23 protein-coding genes and 1 other annotated feature are annotated in these 25,385 nt (G+C 65.4%); of the genes, 8 read left to right on the top strand and 15 right to left on the bottom strand.

The genetic code is table 11. From position 1 onward, the window contains the following. The 8 genes from ileS to B3H64_RS10260 all read right to left on the bottom strand — a co-directional run bounded on the left by ileS (nucleotide 1) and on the right by B3H64_RS10260 (nucleotide 8,182). Nucleotides 1–2,805 carry an isoleucine--tRNA ligase gene (gene ileS / locus B3H64_RS10295; RefSeq protein WP_286734901.1) on the bottom strand — a complete coding sequence of 935 codons (2,805 nt, stop codon included), beginning with the start codon at nucleotides 2,803–2,805 and terminating at the stop codon, nucleotides 1–3. Nucleotides 2,806–2,874: 69 nt separating this feature from the next. Continuing rightward, nucleotides 2,875–3,097, bottom strand: a binding site (T-box leader). A 56-nt stretch (nucleotides 3,098–3,153) separates the two neighbouring features. Beyond that, on the bottom strand, nucleotides 3,154–3,927 hold the full coding sequence (locus B3H64_RS10290; RefSeq protein ID WP_286734898.1) for a DivIVA domain-containing protein: 774 nt from the start codon (nucleotides 3,925–3,927) through the stop codon (nucleotides 3,154–3,156). A gap of 90 nt (nucleotides 3,928–4,017) precedes the next feature. After that, nucleotides 4,018–4,488, bottom strand: coding sequence for a cell division protein SepF (locus B3H64_RS10285; protein WP_050617323.1), 471 nt, complete (start codon nucleotides 4,486–4,488; stop codon nucleotides 4,018–4,020). A gap of 30 nt (nucleotides 4,489–4,518) precedes the next feature. Continuing rightward, a complete protein-coding gene (locus B3H64_RS10280; RefSeq protein WP_050617324.1) occupies nucleotides 4,519–5,232 on the bottom strand; it encodes a YggS family pyridoxal phosphate-dependent enzyme in 714 nt (237 codons plus the stop codon). Nucleotides 5,233–5,400: 168 nt separating this feature from the next. Next, nucleotides 5,401–6,684, bottom strand: coding sequence for an HlyD family efflux transporter periplasmic adaptor subunit (locus tag B3H64_RS10275; RefSeq protein ID WP_286734894.1), 1,284 nt, complete (start codon nucleotides 6,682–6,684; stop codon nucleotides 5,401–5,403). A gap of 18 nt (nucleotides 6,685–6,702) precedes the next feature. After that, complete coding sequence (hfq, locus tag B3H64_RS10270; RefSeq protein WP_207641538.1) at nucleotides 6,703–6,936, bottom strand: RNA chaperone Hfq; 234 nt, start codon at nucleotides 6,934–6,936, stop codon at nucleotides 6,703–6,705. 48 nt (nucleotides 6,937–6,984) lie between these two features. Further along, nucleotides 6,985–7,923: a tRNA (adenosine(37)-N6)-dimethylallyltransferase MiaA gene (gene miaA / locus B3H64_RS10265; RefSeq protein ID WP_050617327.1), complete on the bottom strand. Its 939-nt coding sequence runs from the start codon at nucleotides 7,921–7,923 to the stop codon at nucleotides 6,985–6,987. Nucleotides 7,924–7,927: 4 nt separating this feature from the next. Then, nucleotides 7,928–8,182: a helix-turn-helix domain-containing protein gene (locus tag B3H64_RS10260; RefSeq protein ID WP_278894107.1), complete on the bottom strand. Its 255-nt coding sequence runs from the start codon at nucleotides 8,180–8,182 to the stop codon at nucleotides 7,928–7,930. A gap of 73 nt (nucleotides 8,183–8,255) precedes the next feature. Here B3H64_RS10260 and B3H64_RS10255 point away from each other — a divergent pair, with 73 nt between their 5' ends. Beyond that, a complete protein-coding gene (locus B3H64_RS10255; protein WP_050617329.1) occupies nucleotides 8,256–8,486 on the top strand; it encodes a hypothetical protein in 231 nt (76 codons plus the stop codon). Here B3H64_RS10255 and mutL read toward each other — a convergent pair. The 5 genes from mutL to B3H64_RS10230 form a co-directional block, all read right to left on the bottom strand. Then, nucleotides 8,473–10,407, bottom strand: a complete 1,935-nt coding sequence (mutL, locus tag B3H64_RS10250; RefSeq protein ID WP_286734886.1) for a DNA mismatch repair endonuclease MutL — start codon at nucleotides 10,405–10,407, stop codon at nucleotides 8,473–8,475. The two genes, B3H64_RS10255 and mutL, sit on opposite strands and share 14 nt — an antisense overlap. A gap of 3 nt (nucleotides 10,408–10,410) precedes the next feature. After that, nucleotides 10,411–11,127, bottom strand: a complete 717-nt coding sequence (locus B3H64_RS10245; RefSeq protein WP_256303152.1) for a CPBP family intramembrane glutamic endopeptidase — start codon at nucleotides 11,125–11,127, stop codon at nucleotides 10,411–10,413. Between the two features lie 30 nt (nucleotides 11,128–11,157). Then, nucleotides 11,158–13,755, bottom strand: a complete 2,598-nt coding sequence (gene mutS, locus B3H64_RS10240; RefSeq protein ID WP_286734865.1) for a DNA mismatch repair protein MutS — start codon at nucleotides 13,753–13,755, stop codon at nucleotides 11,158–11,160. A gap of 36 nt (nucleotides 13,756–13,791) precedes the next feature. After that, a complete protein-coding gene (gene miaB, locus B3H64_RS10235) occupies nucleotides 13,792–15,207 on the bottom strand; it encodes a tRNA (N6-isopentenyl adenosine(37)-C2)-methylthiotransferase MiaB (protein WP_050617333.1) in 1,416 nt (471 codons plus the stop codon). A 114-nt stretch (nucleotides 15,208–15,321) separates the two neighbouring features. Beyond that, a complete protein-coding gene (locus tag B3H64_RS10230; protein ID WP_050617334.1) occupies nucleotides 15,322–15,900 on the bottom strand; it encodes a DJ-1/PfpI family protein in 579 nt (192 codons plus the stop codon). Nucleotides 15,901–16,115: 215 nt separating this feature from the next. Between B3H64_RS10230 and B3H64_RS10225 the strand changes: the two genes are divergently transcribed. The 7 genes from B3H64_RS10225 (at nucleotide 16,116) to B3H64_RS10195 (ending at nucleotide 22,371) form a co-directional block, all read left to right on the top strand. Further along, nucleotides 16,116–17,183: an alanine racemase gene (locus B3H64_RS10225; RefSeq protein ID WP_050617335.1), complete on the top strand. Its 1,068-nt coding sequence runs from the start codon at nucleotides 16,116–16,118 to the stop codon at nucleotides 17,181–17,183. Between the two features lie 20 nt (nucleotides 17,184–17,203). Further along, nucleotides 17,204–17,647, top strand: coding sequence for a D-aminoacyl-tRNA deacylase (dtd, locus tag B3H64_RS10220; protein ID WP_050617336.1), 444 nt, complete (start codon nucleotides 17,204–17,206; stop codon nucleotides 17,645–17,647). Nucleotides 17,648–17,676: 29 nt separating this feature from the next. Then, nucleotides 17,677–18,288 (top strand): MBL fold metallo-hydrolase, encoded by a 612-nt coding sequence (locus B3H64_RS10215; RefSeq protein WP_050617604.1) that lies wholly within the window; start codon nucleotides 17,677–17,679, stop codon nucleotides 18,286–18,288. Between the two features lie 4 nt (nucleotides 18,289–18,292). Beyond that, nucleotides 18,293–19,771: a coproporphyrinogen dehydrogenase HemZ gene (gene hemZ / locus B3H64_RS10210; protein WP_286734858.1), complete on the top strand. Its 1,479-nt coding sequence runs from the start codon at nucleotides 18,293–18,295 to the stop codon at nucleotides 19,769–19,771. Then, nucleotides 19,756–20,700 (top strand): uridine kinase family protein, encoded by a 945-nt coding sequence (locus B3H64_RS10205; protein WP_050617337.1) that lies wholly within the window; start codon nucleotides 19,756–19,758, stop codon nucleotides 20,698–20,700. Before hemZ ends, B3H64_RS10205 begins: the two co-directional genes overlap by 16 nt. A gap of 78 nt (nucleotides 20,701–20,778) precedes the next feature. Continuing rightward, nucleotides 20,779–21,603, top strand: a complete 825-nt coding sequence (locus tag B3H64_RS10200) for an Mrp/NBP35 family ATP-binding protein (protein WP_286734856.1) — start codon at nucleotides 20,779–20,781, stop codon at nucleotides 21,601–21,603. 18 nt (nucleotides 21,604–21,621) lie between these two features. Beyond that, the gene (locus B3H64_RS10195) at nucleotides 21,622–22,371 is read left to right on the top strand and encodes a GNAT family N-acetyltransferase (protein ID WP_286734855.1); all 750 of its coding nucleotides are present in this window, start codon (nucleotides 21,622–21,624) and stop codon (nucleotides 22,369–22,371) included. Between the two features lie 415 nt (nucleotides 22,372–22,786). Here B3H64_RS10195 and lepA read toward each other — a convergent pair whose 3' ends face one another. Together lepA and B3H64_RS10185 are read right to left on the bottom strand one after the other, a co-directional pair. Then, nucleotides 22,787–24,595: a translation elongation factor 4 gene (gene lepA, locus B3H64_RS10190; protein ID WP_050617340.1), complete on the bottom strand. Its 1,809-nt coding sequence runs from the start codon at nucleotides 24,593–24,595 to the stop codon at nucleotides 22,787–22,789. 40 nt (nucleotides 24,596–24,635) lie between these two features. Next, nucleotides 24,636–25,340, bottom strand: coding sequence for a helix-turn-helix domain-containing protein (locus tag B3H64_RS10185; RefSeq protein WP_050617341.1), 705 nt, complete (start codon nucleotides 25,338–25,340; stop codon nucleotides 24,636–24,638). Nucleotides 25,341–25,385: the final 45 nt, after the last annotated feature.

Below are 25,385 nucleotides of genomic sequence, written 5' to 3'. Positions count from 1 at the left end.
TTATGCTTCGGCGCGCACGACCCCGGCGCAACGGGGGCACAGCTCGGGGTGGTCGTGGTCCTCCCCCACGTGCTCGTTATGGTTCCAGCAGCGCACGCACTTAGGGGCCTCGGACAGCTTGACCGCGATGGTGCAGGGGATGAGGCAGTCGGCCATCTTTTCCCCCTCCACCGCCCCGGTGGTGACGGTGACCCTGGAGACGATGCACAGGGTGGCCAGGTCCACGCCGGACAGGAAGTCCGCGTCCTTCTGCTCGGCCACGGAGAGGGTGACCTCGGTGTCCTGGGCCTTTTTAAAGACCCCGGCGGCCCGGGCGTTCTCCAGGGCCTTGTTCACCGCGTCGCGGACCGAGATCAGCTTATCCCAGCGGACCTGGTCCGCCTCGGACAGGGCCAGAGCCTCGTCGTAGCCGGGCATGTCGTTGAGGAGCACGCTCTCGGTGTCGGCGCTCCGGTCGTGGCGCATGGCGGCCCAGATCTCGTCGGAGGTGAAGGCCAGGATGGGGGCGATGAGCCGGGTCATGCCGTCCAGGATGGTATACAGGGCGGTCTGGGCGGAGCGGCGGCCGTGGGCGTCCCCGCAATACAGCCGGTCCTTGATGATGTCCAGGTAGAAGTTGGACATATCCACCACGCAGAAGTTGTACACCGCCCGGTAGACGGCGTGGAACTCATAGCGGACATAGGCCTCGCGGACGGTCTTGACCAGGTCGTTGAAGGAGGCCAGGGCGAAGCGGTCCAGCGCCTCCATCCGGTCCAGGGGCGTCTGGTCGGCGTCAGGATTGAAATCGCACAGGTTGCCCAGCATGTACCGGGCGGTGTTACGGATCTTCAGATAGGCCTGGGAGAGCTGCTTCATGATGTCCTTGGAGATGCGCATATCCTGGGTATAGTCGGCCGAGGCCACCCACAGGCGCAGCATGTCGGCGCCGTAGTCCTTGATGACCTCCTCGGGGCCCACGGCATTGCCCAGGGACTTGTGCATGGCCTTGCCCTCGCCGTCCACGGTCCAGCCGTGGGTGATGATCTGCTTATAGGGGGCCACGCCCTTGGCGGCGATGCTGGTCAGCATGGAGGACTGGAACCAGCCCCGGTACTGGTCGCCGCCCTCCAGATAGACATCGGCGGGGAAATGGAGGTAGGGCCGCTCATCCAGCACTGCGGCGTGGGTGGAGCCGGAGTCGAACCACACGTCCATGATGTCGGACTCCTTGGTGAAGTGGGTGTGGCCGCACTTGGGGCAGCGGAACCCGGCGGGCACCAGCCGATCGGCCTCCCGGTCGAACCAGACGTTGGAGCCGTGCTCCCGGAAGAGGGCGGCCACATGCCGGATGGTCTCGGGGGTGACGATATCCGCCCCGCAGGAATCGCAGTAGAAGATGGGGATGGGCACGCCCCACACCCGCTGGCGGCTGATGCACCAGTCGTTGCGCTCGGTGATCATACCCGTCATGCGGTCCTTGCCCCAGTCCGGCTTCCACTGGATGTCGTCGCAGGCCGCCACGGCAGCGTCCTTGATGGCGTCCACGGAGCAAAACCACTGCTCGGTGGCCCGGTAGATGATGGGGTGCTTGCACCGCCAGCAGTGGGGGTAGGAGTGGGTGATCTCCTCCTTGGCCAGGAGGAAACCCTCGGCCTCCAGATCCTCTACCACCATGTCGTTGGCCTTGGCGTAGAACTGGCCGTTGTACCGCTCGTCGGTCATGACGCCCTTGGCGTTCACCGGCACGGGGGTGCCGATATGGGTCAGCCCGGCGGCATCGTACTGGCGGCAGATATTGAAGTCGTCGGCGCCGAAGCCGGGGGCGGTGTGGACGCAGCCGGTGCCGGCGTCCAACGTGACGTGGTCGCCGTTGAGGATGACGGAATCCCGGTCGAACATGGGGTGCTTGGCGGTCATCCGTTCAAACGCACTGCCCTTGAGGACGGCCAGCACCTTGGAGGCCTCAAAGTCAATGTGGGCGGCCTTGCAGACCGACTCGGCCAGGTCCTTGGCCAGGATATAGACCTCGCCGTTGGGGGCCTGGAGGAGCACGTAGTCATACTCGGCGTTGAGGCAGATGGCCATGTTGCCCGGGATGGTCCAGGGCGTCGTGGTCCAGATGACGAAGTAGGTCTTGCTCAGGTCGGCGTACCGGCCCAGCTTGCCCTGGTCGTCCCGGACGGGGAACTTGACGAACAGGGTGGTGCAGGGGTCGTCCTGGTATTCAATCTCGGCCTCGGCCAGGGCGGTCTGGTCATGGGGGCACCAGTACACCGGCTTCATGCCCTTATAGATAAAGCCCTTTTCCGCCATCTTGCCAAAGATCTCCACCTGCTTGGCCTCAAAGGCGGGCTTCAGGGTCAGGTAGGGGTCGTCCCACTCGCCCAGCACGCCCAGGCGCTTGAACTGCTCCCGCTGCTTGTCCACGAAGCTCAGGGCGTACTCCTTGCACTTTTCCCGGAACTCGCTGGTGGTCAGCTCGTCCCGCTTCACCTTCTTGTCCTTCAGGATGGCGGACTCGATGGGCAGGCCGTGGGTGTCCCAGCCGGGCACGTAGGGGGAACAGTAGCCCGTCATGTTCTTCTCTTTGACAATGATGTCCTTGAGGATCTTGTTCAGGGCCGTGCCGATGTGGATGCTGCCGTTGGCATAGGGGGGGCCGTCGTGGAGGACGAAGAGGGGCTTGCCGTCGTTGCGGCCCACCATCTTGTGGTAGAGGTCCTTGTCGTACATGGCCTGGAGCATCTCGGGCTCCCGCTTGGGCAGACCCGCCCGCATGGGGAAGTCGGTCTGGGGCAGATGGATGGTCTGGTTGTAGTCCATGGGTGCGTTTCTCCTTCTATATCATCAATCATTTTGCCTGTCTGGAAGATAAAAAGCGCCTTTGTCTCCCTAAGAGACAAAGGCGCTGAAACCTCTGCGGTACCACTCTTCTTGCCGCGGGGATGCCGCGGCCGCTCAAAGACGGATAACGGCCGCCGCCCGTCCCGGCTTACTCAGTTCAGCCGGGCCGCTCTGAGGTGATCCTTCGCGTCCCTTTCCCGTCCGCCTCGCACCAAAACGGCGGCTCTCTGAGCGGTCCGGGGGCGCTACTCGTCCTCTTCCACGCGTTTTACCTATTGCCAAAGCATTTTATCCGTTTCCAGGCCCTTTGTCAAGGCCCAATCCTTCTCACTTGATCTCGTAGTCCTTGCCGAAGTGGTGCTCCAGGCCCTTAAAGTCGAGATGACGGGCGGGGGCCTCCTCCCGCTGGGCGGCGGGCTCCTCCGGCGCGCCGGACTTCTCGCCGGGCATCTCGGCCTCCGCCTGGGCGGCGGAATAGCCGGTCAGATCCCCGTACAGCCCGCCGCTCTCGCCGCCGGCGTGCGTGGTAACGGGCTCCAGCTCCTTGGTGTCCTCCAGGTCCTCCGCCGGCTTCTCCTCCATCAGCTTGTGGATGGAGGCGTCGATGTCGCTGACGGCGGCGTCCACCGGATCGGCGGCCGGAGCGGGGGCGGAGAGCTGGGACAGACCGCCCAGGTACTCCATCTCGTGCTGGTAGAGCTCCTTCAGCTTGCCCACATAGGCGGCGGTGGAGCTCTGGGCGGCGGTCAGGCGGAGCTGTTCGCTCTCCACCTCCTGCCGCAGGGCCTCTACCTTCTTCCGGGCCTCGGCCTCGGCCTGGGCCAGCAGCTCGGCCTGCTTGCGCTGCGCGTCCTGAACCATCTCGTCGGCCATCCGCTGGGCGGTGAGCAGAGCCTTACGCATGGCGTCCTCGGTGGAGCGGTATTCCTCCACCTTTTCCACCAGCACCTTCATCTTGCTCTTCAGGACCGCGTTTTCCTTGTAAAGGGCGGAGTAGTCCTCGGTGAGCACATCCAAGAACTCATCCACCATCGCCATGTTGTAGCCCCCGAAGGACGCCTTGGCAAAGGCGTGCTGGGAGACCTCCTGCGGAGTCATCATACGCCATTCCCCCGTTTCTCAGCCCAAGAGGGCGGAGCCGTCTCCGCCCGCGGCATTCTCTCTGTACGGACCGGTTCTGTGCGCCCGGCCCTAGAAGTACAGCCCGTTGTTTTCCAGCTCGTCGATCAGATCTCCTAAAATATCCACGTTGTAGGGCGTGATGATATAGGTGGAGATGGCCACCTTCTTGATCTTGCCCTCGTTGGCGTAAGCCACGCCGGACAGGAAATCCAGCAGGCGGCGGGCGATGTCCTTGTTGGTGGACTCCAGGTTAAGCACCACCGTGCGCTTCTCCCGCAGGTGGTCGGCGATCTCGGCGGCGTTCTCGAAGCGGTCGGGCTTCACCAGCACCACCTGGAGCTGGGTGGTGGTGTGGATGTTGACCACCTTATTGCTGCGGCGGGGCTCCGGGTCCACGGCGTACAGCGCGCCGGTGGCCTCCCGGGGCTTCTCCTTGCGCTCCACCCGGGAGACGGGCTCAAAGTCGTCAAATGCCTCTTCGTCCTCTTCCTCGTCCTCATAGGGGCGGGCCAGACGCTTCAATTCATCAATGAATCCCATAGATGTACTTCCTTTCCGTCTCCCGGCCGGTCAGACCGTTCCGGCGTGCACAGGCGGCCGGGGCCCGAACAGGGCCGTGCCCACCCGCACCAGAGTGGCCCCTTCGCGAACCGCGTCCTCGTAGTCGCCGCTCATCCCCATGGAGAGACAGTCGATATCAGAATCATTATCGCCCATTTCCATTCTTATGTCAACAAAAAGCTGCCGGGTTTTGCGGAAAAACATACAATTATCCCCCGGAGCGGCGGCAACGGGCGGAATACACATCAATCCCCGCAGCCGCACGTGCCCCGCCGACCGGGCCAGGCGGGCCAGAGTGGGCAGCTCTGACGCCGGACAGCCGCCCTTACTCTCCTCGCCGGCGATGTTCACCTCCAGCAGGATGTCCTGCACGATGCCCAGCTTGGCCGCCTGCCGGTCGATGGCCTCCAGCAGGCGGGGGGAGTCCACCGACTCGATCAGATCCACCCGGCCCACCACATACTTGACCTTGTTGGTCTGGAGGTGACCGATGAAGTGGACCCGGGCCCCATCGTAGGCGTAGTCGGCCAGATGGGCGGTGAGCTCCTGGACCCGGTTCTCCCCGCAGACGGTGATCCCGGCGGCGATGGCCGCCCGGATGGTGTCCGAGCTCTGGACCTTGGTGGCGGCCACCAGCGTGACCTCATCCGGGCCCCGGCCCGCCGACCGGGCGGCGGCGGCAATGTTCTTCTTTACCTTTGCGATGTTTTCCAACAGCGACATATGTAAGCACCTCCATGCCTGGACTGATAAAAAGCGCTCACCCCCCACCGCCCGGCACTCCCCGACGAAGCCCAGCGAAGCGGGTTCGCCGGGGAAAGGAGGAGCAAGGGAGCTGGCACAGCTTTCGCCGTTAGGCGGAAATGGAGCATAGCGGACTTTGCGACGACGCTATCGCACCACTTTTCCGTCAAACAGATCCTCGGCGGCCACAATCACCTCGTCCCCCGCCCGCAGCATCTTTTTCTGTTCGGTGGCGGTGGGGTTGTCCGACAGGACGCTCTGCACCAGGCAGTAGTCCCCGTCGTCCGCCAGGATCTCCACCGGCCGCCACTCCGCCTGGACGCCGGTCAGCACATACAGCCCCACCTGCTTCTCCCCGGTGGGGACCTTTTCGCCGGTGTCCGGGTCGGTCCGGGTCACGTCGATGGTGCGGATGGCCTTTTTGGGCACCCGGATGCCGGTGGTGCTGTCAAAGATGAGATCCACCGTCTGGCGGCGGAGCAGGGAGGTGTCGGCCAGATGCCGGTCGGAGGAAAAGACCACCGCCGTCCGCCCGTCCTGGGGAGCGCTGATGGACTCGGTCTTCATGGCGACCTCTCCCGACCAGTCCCGGGAAAACCGGATGCGCACCGACCAGCCCTCCACCAGCCGCGCGGCCACCTCCTCCGGCACGGTGACGGCGAAATACCAGGTGGCCTTCGTGATGAGCTTGCCCACCGCCCCCTCCGGCGCGGCGACCGGCTGGGCGGTGAGCGTCTCCAGGGACAGGGGGGTCAGGTTGTTCAGCGCGGCGGGGGTGAGCACCGACTCGTAGCCGTCGGCCAGGGCGGAGAAGGTACCCGCCACCGGCGCCCTCACCGCGGTGGTATCGGCGCCGGAGGCCTGGTCCAACGCGTTGATCTGGGCCTGGACGGCCTGAATCTGGGCGTCAATGGAGGCCGCCCCGTCATAGGTGGCCTCCCGCTGGAGCACCAGGCTCTTCAGCGTCAGGGCCTGCTCCTCCAGGCCGGTCAGGTCCCCCGCCGCCGCCGAGGCGCGCAGGCGGGCCATGGCGTCGGTGATGGACTGGTCCAGCCGCTGGTTGTCCCAGGAGGCCTCCCCCCGCAGCAGGGTGTAGTTGAGCTGCTGCAGCTTCAGCTCCAGGGCCCGGCGCTGGCGGCTGCGGTCCAGGGCGTTCTCGTCCCGGTAGACCACCGCCACCGTCTGGCCCGCCCCCACCTTCTCCCCCTGGTCGGGAAGCACATCCACAATGGAGCCCTGGCCGGGGATCACCTGCTCGGTGCGCACCAGCCAGCCCGTGGCCTCCGCGGCGTCGTCCACCGTATACTCGTAGGTCATGATGGTGGAAAAGGGGTCGGTGAAAATCTGCCAGGCGGCCCCCACCAGGTAGACCACACCTGCCAGAAAGATCACCAGCATGACGACTTTTGTAATGATTGTGGGCTGCTTCATGCCACGCCTCGTTTCCCGTCAGCCCTCCTCCTCGCCCTCCAGCGGCACAGGCTGTAGGGGCGCGATGGTGGAGATGGCGTGCTTGTAGATAAATTGCTGCTTGCCGTCCGACACCAGGACTACGGCAAAGGAATCGAACCCGGTGATGATCCCCCGGAGCTGGTAGCCGTTCATCAGAAAAACGGTTACCGGACTTTTGGCCCTCCGGGCCCGGGTCAAAAAGGTATCCTGTAGGCTTGTCTGTCTCTGCATCATAAGTACACTCCTCTTTCTATGGGGCGCAGGCCCCGTAAAGTGTACTTATAGTAATCCATTTTCTTCCAAATATGCTGTCGCATCCCGTCGTGCCCGCGAAAGATCGGGCGTTTTTTCCCAGAGAAGCCACTTCACCGCCGGGTTCCGGCGGAACCAGGTGAGCTGGCGCTTGGCGTACTGCCGGGAGCGCAGCTTGATCTCCTCCAGGGCCCCGTCCACCGGAGCCCCTGCGTCCAGGGCGGCGGCCAGCTCCTTATAGCCGATGGCCTGCATGGCGGTGCAGCTCCGGGGCACGCCGGAGGCCAGAAGCCCCCGCACCTCTTCCGTCAGACCGTCCGCCGCCATCTGGTCCACCCGCCGGTCGATGCGCTCCCACAGATCGGCGCGCCGGGCAAAGCTCAGCCCGATGCGCACCGCCGCATACCGGGGGGGCAGGGCGGCGGTGCGGAGATCGTGGGCGGTGATGGTCTCGCCGGTCTCGTACCAGACCTCCAGGGCCCGGAGGATGCGCCGCTCGTCGTTGGGGTGGAGCTTTTCCGCCCGCTGGGGGTCCACCCGCCGGAGCTCGTCATAGAGGGGTGCGACGCCCTGGGCCGCCGCCCGGGCCTGGAGCTTTTCCCGCCAGCGGCCGGAGAAGGGGGCAAACTCCCGTCCGGCGACCAGGTGGTCGATATACAGCCCCGTGCCCCCTACCAGGATGGGCAGCCTGCCCCGGGCCAGGATGTCCTCCACACAGGCGGAGGCGTCGGCTACATACCGGGCCACGGAGTAGTCCTCGGCCGGGTCCGCCACGTCCAGCATGTGGTGGGGGACCCCCCGCATCTCCGCCGGGGTGGGCTTGGCGGTGCCGATGTCCATGCCGCGGTAGATCTGCATGGAGTCGGCGGAGACCACCTCGCCCCCGGCGAGAAGGGCCAGCTCCACGCCCAGGGCCGTTTTGCCCGAGGCCGTGGGGCCGCAGACCACGACTATTTTATTCGGCACACGATCACCGCCTGTCGGTTGGAATGGGACAGGATGGCCCCCCGGAGGGCGGTTCCCTTCCAATCAGATAATCCATTGTAACACCAAAAAAGTCTGCAAGGGCGATCAGTTTTTCTATGGTGGTGGACCGGGCCCCGCTTTCAATGGTACTAATCGCCTTATGCGACAGGCCCACGGCCTCCCCCAACTCCTTCTGACTTAATCCCCGCTTTTTTCGGAGTTCATAGACCCGCTGGGAAAAAATCTGCAGATATTCCATAGTACCTCCTTGACATTTACCTCTCAGTAGAATATACTCTACTTATAGGTAAAAACGATACGGGAGGTGCAACATGGACCCTCTTCTGGAAGCTCTTTGGAATGAGATGCCGGAGATCCAAGCCTCCGACTCCCTCCAGCGGCTCCGCCGGACGATCCACGCCGACCTGGCCTCCGCCGCCGGCCCGGATCTGGCCGACAACCTGTGGGCCCTCTTCGACGAGACAATGGACGAGGGGCTCCGCGAAGCCTTCCGGCAGGGCTTTGGGGCCTCGCTGCGCCTGCTGCTGGCTATGCTCGCCTGAATAGCTTCTCCAACTGTCCCCGGGTCCATTCGATGGCCACCGGCCGCCCGTGCGGGCAGTATTTCACCTGCCCGCTCATGACGGCCTCAGCCACCCGCTGGAGCTCGGCGGGGCCGTTCTTCTGCCCCCCCTTGATGGCCGCCTTGCAGGCCATGGTGGCCATCAGATGGTCCCGGGCTCCCTCCGGGTCGGCCCGGTCCTCCTTCAGCAGCCCGGCGGCCAGCTCGATCAGAGTGGCCTCCACGTCCCCGGCATCCACATAGTCGGGGGCCTGGCGCACAATAACGGCCCCGCCGCCAAAGTCCTCCGCCTCAAAGCCGAAGCGGCCCAGCAGCTCCCGGTTCTGGAGCAGCGCCGCCCCCTCCTCCGGGGCCGGGGTAAACACCACCGGGGCCAGCAGCCGCTGGACCATGGGGGTATACCCGCCGGCCTTGAGCCGGTCAAAGTTCATCCGCTCGTGGGCGGCGTGCTTGTCAATGAAATAGGCCCGCTCCCCCTGCTCCACCAGAATATAGGTGTGGAACAGCTCCCCCCGGACGGCCCAGGGCTCGGCCTCGGGGGCGGGCGTCGGGTCAGGCGCCGGGGGCGCAGAGACCGGCGGGGGCGGGACCGGCTTGGCCTCGGGCGCGGGAGCCGGCGCGGCGGCCCGGGGCTTTGCAAAGTCGCTTAGGGGCAGGCTGCCCGAGCGGTCCAGCAGGGCCGAGCGCAGGTAATTGGTGCGGACGGGGATGCGGGAACTGGGCCGCACCACCGGCTGGGCAGGCAGTTCCGGGCGGGGCTCCGCCCGGGATGCGGGAGCCGGAGCGGGGGGGAGCTCCTGCGTCCGGGCGGGGGGAACCGGCTCCAGCCGGGTCTGGTTGGGGGTGACGGTGTCGTGGGGCGCCACGGCGGGCGTTTTGACCGCGGTTATCACCGCTGCCGGCCGCTGGGTGCTGGCGTCGAGCCCCCCCAGCACGGTGTGGTACACCCCGTCGAACACCCGCTTGTCCGAGACGAATTTCACCTCGGTCTTGGCCGGGTGGACGTTCACGTCCACGGCGTTGGGCCGGGTGGTGATGTGGAGGACGCAGCCGGGGAATTTGCCCACCATCTTCTGGTTGGCATAGGCCTGCTCCAGGGCCGCCATCATGGTGCGGGACTTGACAAAGCGGCCGTTGACGAAGAAGAACTGGTAGTTGCGGGAGGCCCGGCAGCAGGCGGGCAGGGAGACGAAGCCCTCCACGCGCACGCCCTCCTCGCCGCTGCCCCGGACGGGCAGGAGCCCCAGGGCCAGATCCCGGCCCAGCACGGCGTAGACCGCCGACTTCAGCGCCCCGTCGCCGGGCGTGAGCAGCTCCTGCCGCCCGTCGCGGATGAACTTTACCGCCACCTCGGGCCGGGCCAGGGCCTCCCGCTGGACGGCGGCAAACACCGCCGCCCCTTCGGCGGCGTCTTTTTTCATGTATTTCAGCCGGGCGGGGGTGTTGAAAAACAGGTCCCGGACGATCATGGTGGTGCCCACCGGGCCGCCGGCCTCCTCCCGGCTGCGCACCGTCCCGCCCTCCAGGGTGAGGGCGGCGCCGAAGTCGCATGCGGCGGTGCGGGTGACCACCTCCACCCGGGACACGGCGGCGATGGCCGCCAGAGCCTCCCCCCGGAACCCCAGGGTGCCGATGGCCTCCAGATCGTATTCACTGCGGATCTTGCTGGTGGCGTGGCGCAGGAAGGCGGTCTCCAGCTCCCCGGCGGGGATGCCGCAGCCGTCGTCCGTGACCCGGATATAGCTCATGCCGCCGTGGGCAATCTCCACGGTAAGGGTGGTGCACCCGGCGTCGATGGCGTTTTCCATCAGCTCCTTGACCACCGAGGCCGGCCGCTCCACCACCTCTCCGGCGGCGATCAGATCGGCCACATGGGAGTCGAGCACTTGAATATGGGGCATCGTTCACCTCGCAAATCCGTTCACAGCCGCGAAGAGCTGGAATCCATTGAGCGCCATACGCAAAAAGATGGGCGTCCACACCGAGCCGCCGTTGTCGTAGCTCCAGGTCAGGGCCGCCGCCATGGGCAGGTAGCGGACCATCAGCAGCAGGTAGCGCAGATCCACGTTTCCCGGGGTGAAGGCGTACTGCTGGGCTGCATAGAAGGCGTAGACCAGGATGCTCACCACATAGCCCAGGCTCCGGCTGTACTTGCGCAGGGAGCCGAACATCAGACCCCGGAACAGCACCTCCTCCACGATGGGGGTGAGGACCACCAGGATCAGGACGGTGGCGCCGGGGAAGTAGGCGAACTGCTCGGCGTAGAGCGGGTAGAAGGGGTCCTCCACCGGCAGGGGAATGCGGGAGGCCAGGAAGTGGAACACCCCCGCCCCCGCCAGACCGGTGGCAAAGGCGAAGAGGTTCTCCGGCAGCCAGTCCAGCAGGATGTGGACCCCGTGATACAGAAAGCTCCAGAACACCAGCACCACCAGGGTCACCGCCAGCAGGTAGTAAATCAGGCCGTATTCGGCGGGGAGAAGCTGCCAGTGCTCTCCCAGCGCCTTTTGCAGCGCGCCCATCAGCCGGGGGAACACCAGGATATACAGGGCGAAGAACACCCAGCCCCGGTAAAACTCGGATCGGGTGAGCTGGGGCCGCCAGTGCCGGTGCCGGCTGGTCATGGAAATTCCTCCTTTGGCTGGGTCGTTTGGTTACAGCTTCTGTTTCAGCTCGTACAGCAGGTTCATCGCCTCGATGGGGGTCAGGGTGTTCACGTCCACCCGGCGCAGCCGCTCGGCCACCTCGTTGGCCCCCAGGTCCGTCAGGGAGATCTGGTCGTCGGCCCGGGCGGGGGCGGCCGCCGGAGCCGGGGCCCCCTGGGCCTCCAGCTCAGCCAGAATGTCCCTGGCCCGCTCGATGACCCGTCCGGGCACCCCCGCCAAGCCCGCCACCTCGATGCCGTAGCTCTGGTCGGCGGGGCCCCGGACGATCTTCCGCAGGAAAATGATGTCGTCCTTGCGTTTCTTGGCGGCGATGTTATAGTTCTTCACCCCTGGGATCTGGCCCTCCAGGCAGGTGAGCTCGTGGTAGTGGGTGGCGAACAGGGTCTTGCACCCCAGGCGGCGCTTGTCGGCGCAGTACTCCACCACCGCCCGGGCGATGGACATGCCGTCGTAGGTGCTGGTGCCCCGGCCGATCTCGTCCAGGATCAGCAGGCTCTTGGCCGTGGCGTTCTTCAAAAGCTCGGCCACCTCGGTCATCTCCACCATAAAGGTAGACTGCCCGGCGGCTAGGTCGTCGGAGGCCCCCACCCGGGTGAACACCCGGTCCACGATACCGATGTGGGCGCTTTTGGCCGGCACGAAGGAGCCCATTTGGGCCATGAGGACGATGAGGGCGGTCTGCCGCATGTAGGTGGACTTGCCCGCCATGTTGGGTCCGGTGATGACGGCCACCAGATTCTCCCCGCTGTCCATATGTACGTCGTTGGGGACGAACAGGGCGTTCTTAAGCACCTTTTCCACCACCGGATGGCGGCCCTCCACGATATCCAGCTTGTCGCTGAGGTCCACCGTAGGCATGCAGTAGCCCCCCGCCGCGGCCACGGCAGCGAAGGAGGTGAGCACATCCACCTGGGCCACGGCGGCGGCGGTGGCCTGGATCTCCCCCACCCGGGCCGCGGTCTGCTCCCGCAGGGCGCAGAACAGCTCGTATTCCAGGGCCACGATCTTGTCCTGGGCGGACAGGATGGTGTGCTCCATATCCTTGAGTTCCTGTGTGATGAACCGCTCGCAGTTCACCAGGGTCTGCTTGCGGATGTAGGTGTCGGGCACCAGGTCGTAATTGGCCCGGGAGACCTCGATGTAGTAGCCGAAGACCTTGTTGTAGCCCACCTTCAGACTTTTGATGCCGGTCTTGTCCCGCTCGCTGGCCTCGATGGCCGCCACCATGGACTTGCCGTTGGTCATCACGTCCCGCAGATAGTCCACGTCCTGATCGTACCCCGCCTTGATGAAGCCGCCCTCCCGGACGGAGAAGGGGGGCTCCTCCACCAGGGCCCGGCCGATGAGCTCTCTGAGGTCGGCCAGGTCGTCGATGGCCTGGCGCAGCCCGCACAGCAGGGAGGACCGGAAGGGCGAGAGCAGCTCCCGCAGCCGGGGCAGGCGGCCCAGGCCGCCCGCCAGGGCCACCAGGTCCCGGGCGCCGGCGGTGCCGTACACCACCCGGGAGATGAGCCGCTCCAGGTCGGTGACCTCCCGCAGGCAGGCGGCGATTTCGTCCCGGGCGATGGCGCTCCCGGTCAGGTCGGCCACCGCCTCCAGGCGCTTGTTGATCGGTACCGGGGACAGGAGAGGCCGCTCCATCCAGGAGCGGATCAGCCGCCCGCCCATGGCGGTCTTGGTCTTGTCCAGCACCCACAGCAGCGAGCCCTTCTTCTCCTTGGCGCGCATGGTCTCGGTGAGCTCCAGGTTGCGCCGGGCGGTCAGGTCCAGCTCCATGTACTGGCCGGAGGTGTAATACTGAAAGGCGGTCAGGTGGCTCAGGTCGGTCTTTTGGGTGGTGTAGAGGTAGTCCAGCAGGGCTCCGGCCGCCCGGACGGCGGCCTCTCCCTGCTCCGGCAGGCCCTCCAGCCCGGTCCGGAACTGCTTCCGGCACAGCGCCCAGGCGGCGGAGCGCTCGAAGCGGTCCTCCGCCCCCGGCTCGCACCGGCAGTCCAGCCGGTCCCGCAGGAAGGCCCGCAGCTCCGGGTCCTCCGCCGCGGCGGGGGAGAGGACGGCCTCTCTGGGGGCGTAGCGGCCCAGCTCGTTCCACAGGTGCTCCATGGCGTCTTTGCCCGCAAAGGCGGTGGCCGACACCTCGCCGGTGGAGATGTCGCAGAAGCACACCCCCACGGCCGGCTCCTGAAGGCAGATGGAGCAGAGGAAGTTGTTGCGCCCCTCCTCCAGCATGGAGGACTCGATGACCGTGCCGGGGGTGACGATGCGGATGATGTCCCGGTCCACCAGGCCCTTGGCCAGGGCCGGGTCCTCCATCTGCTCGCAGATGGCCACCTTATAGCCCTTGGAAATGAGCCGGGCGATATAGGACTCCACCGAGTGGTAGGGCACCCCGCACATGGGGGTGCGCTCCCCCTCCGGCTTGTTCCGGTCCCGGGTGGTCAGGGTCAGGTCCAGCTCCCGGGAGGCCAGCTTGGCGTCCTCCAGGAACATCTCGTAAAAATCCCCCAGGCGGAACATCAGGATGCAGTCCGGGTGCTCCGCCTTCATTTGCAGGTATTGCTTCATCATGGGGGTGGTGTCAGCGGGCATAGCGGTTGGCTCCTTTTCTCTGTCTATGGGGCGAATTTACTCCGCCGGCTCCCCAAAGAGGGTCCAGGTGGAGGCGCCGGTGATCTTCAGGTCCACGAACTGCCCCAGCAGGGCGGGGTCCCCCGTGAGGTGGACCAGCCGGCCCCCGGCGGTGCGGGCGTTCAGATTGTGGCGGGGGTCGTCGGAGGGCTCGTCCACCAGGCAGCGCAGGGTCCTTCCAACGTAGCCCTGCTGCTTCTTGGCGGAGATCTCGTTCTGGAGGTCCACCAGCCGCTGGAAGTTGGCGGCCTTCTCCTCCTTGCTCAGGGGGTCGGGCAGCCTGGCGGCCGGGGTGCCCTCCCGGGGGGAGTAAAGGAAGGTGAACAGGGCGTCGAACTCCACCTCCCGCAGCACGGTCAGCGTGTCCTCGAACTCCGCGGTGGTCTCGCCGGGGAAGCCCACGATGATGTCGGAGGTGAGCACAATGTCGGGGATGCGCTGGCGCAGGGACCGGACGAGCCCCAGGTAGTGTTCCCGGGTGTAGCCCCGGTTCATGGCGGCCAGCACCCGGTCGTTGCCCGCCTGGAAGGGCAGGTGGAGGTGGGGGGCCACCTTCTCACACCGGGCCATGGCGTCGAACAGCCGCTCCGAGGCGTCCTTGGGGTGGCTGGTCATAAAGCGGATCAAAAAGTCGCCGGGGACGGCGTTGACCTGCTCCAGGAGCCAGGCGAAGTCCACATCGGCGTCCAGGTCCCGGCCGTAGGAGTTGACGTTCTGGCCCAGCAGGGTGATGTCCTTATATCCCGCTGCCGCCAGCTCCCGCACCTCGGAGAGGATGTCCTCCGGGTCTCGGGAGCGCTCCCGGCCCCGGACGTAGGGCACGATGCAATAGGAGCAGAAGTTGTTGCACCCGTACATGATGGAAACCCAGGCCCTGATGCTCCCCTGCCGCCGGACGGGCATCCCCTCTGCAATGGAGCCCGCCTCGTCCGGGGTGTCGAAAATGCGGCCCCGTCTCGTCTGGATGCGCCACAAAAGCTCCGGGAACCGCCACAGGGCGTGGGGCCCGAACACCAGGTCCACATGGCGGAAGGACCGGCGCACCTTCTCCACATTGTGGGGCTCCTGCATCATGCAGCCGCACAGGCAGATGATCTGGTTGGGGTTGCGGCGCTTGGTATGGGTCAGGGCCCCCACGTTGCCCAGCACCCGCTGCTCGGCGTGCTCCCGCACGGCGCAGGTGTTGATGACCACCACGGCGGCGGTGCGCTCATCGTCGGTAAAGCCGTAGCCCATCTCGGCCAGGTAGCCCCGGATGCGCTCGGAGTCGGCCTCGTTCTGCTGACAGCCGTAGGTGTCCACAAAGGCCAGGGGGGGCGTGGGCAGGGGGGCGTTCATGGCCGCCACCTGGGCGCAGAAGTCCTTCTGCCGGGCGATATCCTCGGGGGAAATCCGTGTCGTAGCTTGCTTCAAAGCGGCGCCTCCATTGGGAAATAGTGTTTCAGAGTATTGTATCATTTCTGCCGAAAAAACACAAGGGCGGGGCGGACGCTTTTGCGCCCGCCCCGCCCGGTACGGCTGGAACGATCAGACCTCGAACTTGGCGCCCATCAGCTTGGCGAACTCCCGGCAGATGGCGGTATTGCCCGGCCAGGCGGGGGAGGTGACCAGATTGCGGTCCACCACGGCCTGGTCCACTGGCACCTCCACATACTCGCCGCCGGCCACGGTGATATCGGGGCCCACGGCGGGGTAGCAGGTGGCCCTGTAGCCCTTCAGCACCCCGGCGGCGGTGAGCACCTGGGGGCCGTGGCAGATGGCGGCCACCGGCTTGCCGGCGGCAAAGAACGCCTGGACGATCTCGATGACCCGGGCGTTGAGGCGGATGTACTCGGGGGCCCGGCCGCCGGTGATGAAGAGGCCGGCGTAATCCTCGGTCTTTACGCCGTCGAAATCGGCGGTGAGGGCAAAATTGTGGCCCCGCAGCTCGGTGTAGGTCTGCTCGCCCAGAAAATCATGGACGGCGGTGGCCACGGTGTCGCCGGCCTTCTTGTCCGGGCAGACGGCGTCCACCTGGTAGCCGAGCATGCTCAGAGCCTGGAAGGGCACCATGGTCTCATAATCCTCGGTAAAATCTCCGCACAGCAGCAATACCTTTTTCGACATGTTCTTACCTCCTAAAATTTTCGTTTGGATGCAATCGAGTTTTCGAAAGATACCACCATCAGCATAGCACGTTCCCACCCGTTTTGCAATTGGCAATCGCCGGCGGGAGCGGCTTTTTTCACCCCGGCAGGCTCGGCTTTCATTGACGTTGCCCGCCGGCGGGTGGTATAATGATACAATCCATATTTCGTGCAGAAAAGGAGGGACGCGCCCCCGTGAAAGCCCTTGTGATCGAGAGAGATTTGGTGCGCCGCAACGCCGCCGTCATCAAGGAGAAGGCGGGCTCCGCCGCCATCTACGCCGTCCTGACCGGGGACGCCCACGGGGCCGGTCTGGTGGAGATGGCCGGGCTGCTCCGGGCCGAGGGCATCGGCCGCTTCGCCGTCTCCGAGCCGGCGGACGCCGCCGCCCTGCGCAAGGCGGGCTTTGTGGAGGAGGAGCTTCTCATGCTCCGCTCCACCACGGACCGGGACGAGCTGGAGCAGCTCATCGACCTGAACGTGGTGTGCACCATCGGCTCCTATGACACCGGCGTGGCCCTCAACGGTCTGGCCGAGGCCCGCTCCACCGTGGTGGAGGCCCATATCCAGGTGGACACCGGCCTGGGCTACGGCGGCTTTCTGGCCGGCGAGCCGGAGAAGATTCTCTCCATGTACCGCTACCTGCCCAACGTGGCCCTGTCCGGCGTCTACACCCAGATGCACGCCTCCAGCCGTGGGGAGCGGGACGCCTCCGCCCAACTGGAGGAGTTTCAGCGGGTGGTGCAGTGCATCGTAGACGCCGGCTTTGAGACCGGCGTGGTCCACGCCGCGGGGTCGGACGCGCTGATGCATTACGAGTTCGCCAAGCTGGACGCGGTGCGGGTGGGCTCCGCCTTCCTGGGCCGGTGCCGCCGCACCCGGGGAGACGGGCTCCAGACCGTGGGGCACGGCGAGGCCACCCTGGAGGAAATCCGGTGGCTGCCCAAGGGGCACACCGTGGGCTCCAGCTCCCTCATCACCCTGAAAAAGCCCACCCGGGTGGCGGTGCTGCCCGTGGGCTACCAGAACGGCTTCGGGGCCCAGCGCCCACGGGAGAGCGGGCTGTTCGCCCTGCTGCGCTGGTGGATGCGCGCCCGGAAGCAGACGGTGCAGATCGGGGGGCAGAAGGCCCGGGTCATCGGCCCCATCGGCGCCATAGAGACCCTGGTGGACGTAACCGAAATGAAGTGCGGCCCCGGCGACGCCGCCGTTTTTGAGCTGGACCCCCTGTATGCCAGGGGCCTGCCCAGGGAATACCGATAGACAGAAAGCGAGTCGTTAACATGAAAGCTGTTGTTACCCGCGTGACCTCCGCCTCGGTGACCATCGGCGGGGAGGTCTGCGGCCAGATCGGTCGCGGCTTCCTGGTGCTGCTGGGGGTGGGTCCCAACGACACCGAGGCCCAGGCCGCCAGGCTGGCCGACAAGGTCACCGGCCTGCGGGTCTTTGAGGACGAGAACGAAAAGATGAACCGGAACCTGGCCGCGGTGGGGGGCGGGCTGCTGGTGGTCAGCCAGTTCACCCTGTACGCCGACACCAAGTCCCGCCGGCCCGGCTTTACCGGGGCCGCCAAGCCCGACGTGGCCATCCCCCTGTACGAGGCTTTTCTGTCCGAGTGCGCCCGGCTGGGCTTTCCCCCACAGCACGGCCGCTTCGGCGCCGACATGCAGGTCTGCTCCGTCAACGACGGACCGGTGACCATTCTGCTGGATACGGATCTGATGTGAACAACCAGAAACAATTTGAGGTGAAGGATATGATCGTAAAAACCATGCCCGTGGGCGAGATTGGCACCAACTGCTACCTGCTGGGCGACGAGAGCGCCAAGGTCTGCGCCGTGGTGGACCCCGGCGGGGACGCTCCCGCCATCCGGAAGATGATCGAGGACTCCGGGTGCGCGCTCAAGCTCATTCTGCTGACCCACGCCCACTATGACCACACCGGCGGCATCGAGGGGCTGGAGGAATTCTACCCCCACACCCCCGTCTACGTCCACATGGGGGACGTGGAGGGGGTCTCCAGGGGTCTGTTCCCCCCCATCGACGAGAGCGTGCGCCGCTCTTACGGCGAGGGGGACCAGGTGGAGCTGGGAGGCCTGACCATCGACGTGCTCCACACCCCCGGCCACTCCAAGGGCTCCGTCACCCTGAAGGTGGGCGACGTGCTCTTCACCGGCGACACCCTGTTCCAGGGCTCCATGGGCCGCACCGATCTGCGGGGCGGCAGCTACGAGGCGATCATGGCCTCCCTCAAGCGGCTGGGCGAGCTGCCCGGCGACTACCATGTCTGCCCCGGCCACATGGGCCTGTCCACGCTGGAGCGGGAGCGGAAAACCAATTACTACATGCAGGAAGCCCTGCACGGCTGACGCGATGAAGCTCTATTTGAAGGGACACGACTACAAATACGCCACCGAGCAGATGCTGTTGACCCTGTTTCCCGGCGAGCGCCCCTCCTACCCGGACCGGCCCGCCGGGGAGGGGGAGGACAGCCTGACCCTCTCTCTGTCCCTGGGGGCGCGGTGGGCCACCGCCCGGGCCGTTCTGACCCGGGATGGGCGCCGCTGGACCGCCGCCGCCCGGGCCCCAGTGCCCGCCCCGGACGCCGGGCGAGTGGAGCGGGACCGGGTGCTCCAGCGGGTGGTGAAGAACGCCTTCTACCGGGCGGGGGTCCAGGCCCTGGGCCGGGAGCCGCCCTGGGGCGGGCTCACCGGCGTGCGGCCGGTCAAGCTGCCCACCCGCGCGCTGGAGCAGGGCGCCACCCGCCGGCAGGCCGACCGCCTGCTGCGGGACCTGTACCGGGTCTCCGCCCCCCGGCGGGCGCTGGCTCTGGACTGCGCCCAGGCCACCCTGGCCGCCAAGCGCACGCTGGCGCCGGAGGACGTCTCCCTCTATGTGGGCATCCCCTTCTGCCCCACCCGGTGCGCCTACTGCTCCTTTGTCTCCGCCGGCGTGGGGCGCACCTTCTCGCTCATGGAGCCCTATGTGGACGCCCTGTGCCGGGAAATCGCCGCCGCCGGGGCGGCCGTCCGGCGGGGCGGCAGGCGGATCAAGTCGGTCTACATCGGCGGCGGCACCCCCACCACCCTGAGCCCCGCCCTGCTGGACCGGCTCATGGGGGCGCTGGAGGGGGCCTTTGACCTGAGCGCCTGCGCCGAGTACACGGTGGAGGCCGGGCGGCCCGACACCATCACGGCGGAAAAGCTCTCCGTCCTGCGCGAGCGGGGCTGCACCCGGGTGTCGGTGAATCCCCAGTCCATGGACGACCGGGTCCTGGCCGCCATCGGCCGGGCCCACAGCGCCGCCGACATCCTCCGGGCCTGGGACCTGGTGCGGCGGGCTGGGTTCCCCTACGCCAACATGGACCTGATCGCCGGGCTCCCCGCCGACACCCCCGAGGGCTTCCGCGCCTCTCTGGACCAGGTGCTCTCCCTGGGGCCGGAAAATGTCACCGTCCACACCCTGGCTCTCAAGAAGGGCTCGCGCCTCACCCTGGAGAAAAACGGCGCCCTCCCCGCGCCGGAGCAGGTGTCCGCCATGCTGGACTATGCGTGGGGCGCCCTGCGCGCGGCGGGCTACGCCCCCTACTACCTCTACCGGCAGAAGTATATGTCCGGCGGGTTTGAAAACGTGGGCTGGTGCCGGCCGGGGGCGGAGAGCCTCTACAACATCTGTATGATGGAGGAGCTGCATACCATCCTCTCTCTGGGCTCCGGCGGGGTGACCAAGCTCATCGACCCACGGGCCGGGAGCCTGGTGCGGCAGGCCAACCCCAAGTATCCCAAGGAATATATCGAGACCCTGGACCCCATTTTACAGGCAAAGGAGAACCTGACATGGCCTACCAACTGACCGAGATCAACCAGAAGATCCAGGCCGACCCCAAGGCCTTTCTCGCCGAGTGCGACGCCAACTATCAAAAGCGGCTGGAGGACGCCGCCGACCGCATCATTGCGGGAATGGCGGAGAGCCCGGTGGTGCTGCTGTCCGGCCCCTCCGGCTCGGGCAAGACCACCACGGCCCTCAAGCTGGAGCAGGAGCTGGAGCGGCGGGGCATCAACACCCACACCATCTCCATGGACAACTACTTCAAGACTCTCAACCGCAGCACCGCGCCCCGCACCCCCGAGGGGGACATCGACTACGAATCCCCCCTGCTGCTGGACATGGACCTGCTGGACGACACCTTCACCAAGCTCTCCAGGGGGGAGTGGGTGGTGGTGCCCAAGTTTGAGTTTGCCCGGCAGATGCGCAACGACAGCCGGGGCACCCTGCTGAAGCTGGACAAAAACGAGATCGCCATCTTCGAGGGCATTCACGCCCTCAATGACGACATCGCCGGGCGGCACCCGGAGGCCACCACTCTCTATATCTCCGCCCGGTCCGATATCCGGGAGGGGGAGGATCTGCGCTTCAAGGGCACGTGGATGCGCATCTCCCGCCGGGCGGTGCGGGACTACAATTTCCGGGGCACCGATCTGGTGGAGACCCTGTCCATGTGGTACAATGTGCGCCGGGGGGAGAAGCGCTACATCTCCCCCTTCAAGGGCCGGGCCGACGTCATCATCGACTCCTCCCTGCGTTATGAGGTGCCCGTTTTCGCCAACTACGCCGCCCCCCTCCGGGAAGCCCTGGACCAGGTGGCCCCCGACAACGAGCGCTTCCAGGAGCTCCACGAGCTGGTGGACGCCTTCCGCTACTTTACCCCCATCGACCCCGCTCTGGTCCCCGCCGACTCCCTTCTGCGGGAGTTCATCGGCGGCGGCAGCTACCATTACTGAACCGCGGACAGGCGGCCGGCGGCCGCCTCCCGTTTTCCCTGAATTTCCCGAATTTCGATCAAAAAAGGAGACTTTAACATGTCTGAGTGTACCCATGATTGCTCCTCCTGTGGCGAGTCCTGCGGAGAGCGCACGGCGCCCATGGACTTCCGCGCGCCCATGAATCCCCTGTCCGACATCAAAAAGGTCATCGCCGTGGTCAGCGGCAAGGGCGGCGTGGGCAAGTCCACCGTCACCTGCACCCTGGCCGCCGCCATGGCCCAGCGGGGCAAAAAGACCGCCGTGCTGGACGCCGACATCACCGGCCCCAGCGTCCCCACCGCCTTTGGACTCCATCAGCACGCCGTGGGCAGCGATCTGGGCATCGAGCCCGTGGTCTCCAGGGGGGGCGTGGAGGTCATGAGCCTCAACTTCCTCACTGAGAACGAGACCGACCCGGTGGTGTGGCGGGGGCCCGTCATCGCCGGCACGGTCAAGCAGTTCTGGAGCGAGGTGGTCTGGGGCAACGTGGACTTCATGTTCGTGGATATGCCTCCCGGCACCGGCGACGTGCCCCTGACCGTGTTCCAGTCCCTGCCCATCGACGGCGTCATCGTGGTCACCTCTCCCCAGGACCTGGTCAGCATGATCGTCACCAAGGCCGTCAAGATGGCCGAGCTGATGGAGATCCCCATCCTGGGCATCGTGGAAAACTACAGCTACTTCAAGTGCCCCGACTGCGGCAAAGAGCACGCCATCTTTGGAGAGAGCAAGGTGGAGCGGGTGGCCGCCGACCTGGGCCTGAAGGTGCTGGCCAAGCTGCCCATCGACTCCGCGCTGGCCTCCGCCTGCGACAACGGCGGAGTGGAGGACTATCAGCCCAACCCCATGGCCGGCGTGGCCGGGGTCCTGGAGCGCCTGTAACAGGGGGGCGGTGAGACGATGTGCGCTGATTTTGTAAACCTGACCCCGGAAAACCTCGCCCACGAGCATTTGTGCTGTATCATCCGCAGCAGAAAGCCCCATCCGGGTGTGGAGGCCAAGCGGCAGTGGCTGTCGGACCGCCTGCCGGAAGGGCATGTCTTTCGAAAGCGAAATGCCAAGGCCACGGTTTTTATCGAATACGCGCCGCTTGAGACCGCGTGGGTTCCAATCGTCGGCGACAACTATTATTATCTGTACTGTCTGTGGGTCTCCGGCGACAGCAGGGGACACGGGTACGGGAGGTCGCTGATGGAATATTGCCTGGCCGACGCAAGAGAAAAGGGCCGTTCCGGCGTGTGCATGCTGGGGGCGCAAAAACAAAAAGCGTGGCTTGCCGACCAATCCTTTGCCCGAAAGTTCGGTTTTGAGGTGGTCGATACCACCGCCAACGGCTATGCGCTGCTCGCCCTCTCTTTTGACGGAACAACGCCGAGGTTTGCTCCCCATGCGAAAAAGCAGGAAATCGAGCGCAAGGAGCTCACCATTTACTATGATCTGCAATGCCCCTACGTCCATCAAACCGTTGAAACGGTCAGACAGTATTGCGAGCAGAACGGCATCCCCGTTCAGTTTCTTCTGGTGGACACGCTGCAAAAGGCAAAGGAGCTGCCCTGTGTCTTCAACAACTGGGCCGTATTTTACAACGGAAGGTTTGAAACCGTAAACCTGCTGGATGTCTCCTATCTAAAGCGAATCCTCAAGAAATGAAGCGGCGCTGCACGGGCGGGTTTCCGCACATCGCCGTTTGTCCCACCGCAGCAGAAAGCCCCGGAAGTGACTTGCCGTCACTTTCGGGGCTTTTCCGATCCTGCGGGTTCCCGGACCGCTGAGGGCCGGGGCGGGTGCTGCCCGTGAGAAACGCCTGAGGCGCTGTTCCCCGTCCAGCTTCCATACCGCCATAAATGCCTCCGTCGGAATCGGAACCGTCCCCAAGGAGCGCATCTTTTTTACCCGCCCCACGAAAGGCTCCGCCTTCCGCGGGGACCCCAGGCCGGATCCGACAGGCTCGGGGCAAGTGAATTGCCCCTGCGCCAAGGGCTTGCCCTCTGGGCAAACCCTTGAACGGCCCCTATCGTGCCGCCCCATCGCAGATGGGGCCCCAGAGGGCGCAAAAAAGATGCCGCTATTCCTCGTCCAGCTTCAATACCGCCATAAATGCCTCCGTCGGAATCTGAACCGTCCCCAAGGAGCGCATCTTTTTTTTGCCCTCTTTCTGCTTTTCCAAAAGCTTCTTCTTCCGGGTGATGTCGCCGCCGTAGCACTTGGCCAGCACGTCCTTGCGCATGGCCTTCACCGTCTCACGGGCGATGATCTTGCCCCCGATGGCGGCCTGGACCGGAATCTCGAAGAGCTGGCGGGGGATGTTCTCCTTCAGCTTCTCGCACAGCCTTCTCGCCCGGGGATAGGCCTTGTCCCTGTGGGCAATAAAGCTCAGGGCGTCCACCTGGTCGCCGTTGAGCAGCATGTCCACCTTCACCAGCTCGGAGGAATGATAGCACTCCAGCTCATAGTCCAGGGAGGCATAGCCTTTGGTCCGGGCCTTCAGGGTATCGAAAAAATCGTAGATGATCTCATTGATGGGCATGGAGTAGTGGAGCTCCACCAGGTTGGTGTCCAGATATTGCATATCCCTGAACTCCGCCCGCCGCTCCTGACACATGGGCATGATGTTGCCCACATAGTCCGGCGGCGAGATGATGGACACCTTGGCATAGGGCTCCCGGGCCTCCAGAATGGCCCCGGGGTCCGGGTAGTTGTGGGGATTGTCCACATGGACCACCGAGCCGTCGGTCTTGGTAATCTCATAGATCACCGAGGGCAGGGTGGTGATGAGGTCCAGGCCGAACTCCCGCTCCAGCCGTTCCTGAATGATCTCCATGTGGAGCATCCCCAAAAAGCCGCACCGGAAGCCGAAGCCCAGAGCCACGGAGGACTCCGGCTCGAAGGACAGGGAGGCGTCGTTGAGCTGGAGCTTCTCCAGGGCGTCCCGCAGGTCGGGATACTTGGAGCCGTCCTCGGTGTAGATGCCGCAGTAGACCATGGCCTTGGCGGGGCGGTAGCCGGGCAGGGGCTCGGCCGCCGGAGCCTCGGCTCCGGTGATGGTGTCGCCCACCCGGGTGTCCTTCACGTCCTTGATGGAGGCGGTAAAATAGCCCACCTCCCCGGCGATGAGCTCCCGGCAGGGCTCCATGCCGATGGGCAGCAGGTGGCCGCACTCCAGCACCTCGTACTTGGCGCCCGAGGCCATCAGCTTGACCGGCATCCCCGTCCGGATGGTCCCCTCCATCACCCGGAAGTAGACGATGACCCCTCGGTAGGGGTCGTACTGGCTGTCGAAGATCAGGGCCCGGAGGGGGGCCTTGGGATCGCCCTTGGGGGCGGGTACGTTGGCTACGATATCCTCCAACACCGCCGGGATGTTGACGCCCATCTTGGCGGAGATTTCCGGCGCGTCCTGGGCGGGCAGGCCGATGACGTTCTCGATCTCATCCTTCACCTTCCGGGGATCGGCGGCGGGCAGGTCGATCTTGTTGATGACCGGCAGGATCTCCAGATCGTGCTCCATGGCCAGGTAGGTGTTGGCCAGAGTCTGGGCCTCGATGCCCTGGGCGGCGTCCACAATGAGCAGGGCGCCCTCGCAGGCCGCCAGGGACCGGGACACCTCATAGTTGAAGTCCACATGGCCCGGGGTGTCGATCAGGTTGAGCTCATAGCTCTCGCCGTCCCGGGCCTGGTAGGTCAGCCGGACCGCCCGTGCCTTGATGGTAATGCCCCGCTCTCGCTCCAGGTCCATGTTGTCCAGCAGTTGGCTCTCCATCTCCCGCTCGGATACGGCGTTGCACGCCTCGATCAGCCGGTCGGACAGCGTGGACTTGCCGTGGTCAATGTGGGCGATGATGCTGAAATTTCGAATCTTCGATTGGTCGGTCAAAGTCTTCACCTCTCTGTTTGCATGCCTTGGCCGGGCGGGGCTATCGGGCGTCCGCCCGGCGGGCGTCCATCCGGTGGTTGATCCGCTCGCCGGTGTTGTGGATGATCTGGAGCAGGGACTGGTACGCCCCGGGATAGGCGGCGCTCAGGGTGTCGTGGTTGAGCAGGGGGAACTCCCCCTTCTCCTTCACGTGGACCGCCAGGGCGTCCACGTAGTCCACCTCGGAGCAGATCATATCCGCGTTGGGCAGCCCCCCCACAAAGTGGCGGACCGGCACGGCAAAAAAGTCCTCGTTGTTGTTGCCGCCCGCCCGGTAGAGGTGCCGGAACAGCCGGTACACCGCGGTGCCCAGGTAATCGGAGGCCGCCTTGATGGCCTCCTTGCTGCCCGTCCTGCCCAGCAGATCGAAGAGGATGCCCACCGAGTTGACCAGCAGCTTTTTCGACAGGGTGGCCATAATGCTGCCCCGCAGCACGTTGTCCTTTTCCGCGCTGTAGTCGTACAGGCTCTCGGCGTCCACAATGGTGGTGCCGTCCCGGCTGAGGGTGCGTCCCAGCAGATAGTCGGCGGAGACACCGTAATAATCACAGGCCCGGGTCACGAACTTGAGGCCGGGTTCCCGGATGCCGTTTTCGTAGTGGGACAGCAGGGCCTGGGAGATCCCCAGCTCCTTGGCCGCCGCCCGCTGCGAAATGCCCTTTTCTTTCCGCAGCAGCGTAAGTGATCGGGAAAAATCGGAACTCATTGCACTACACTCCTCGCAAAACAGTGAGTATAGTATATCCAGTAA

Source organism: Intestinimonas sp. UBA1698 (genome assembly GCF_002320075.1).
GTDB classification, from domain to species: domain Bacteria; phylum Bacillota; class Clostridia; order Oscillospirales; family Oscillospiraceae; genus Intestinimonas; species Intestinimonas massiliensis.
Note: the sequence above shows the minus strand (reverse complement) of the source record. Positions and strands in the feature narration are given on the sequence as shown.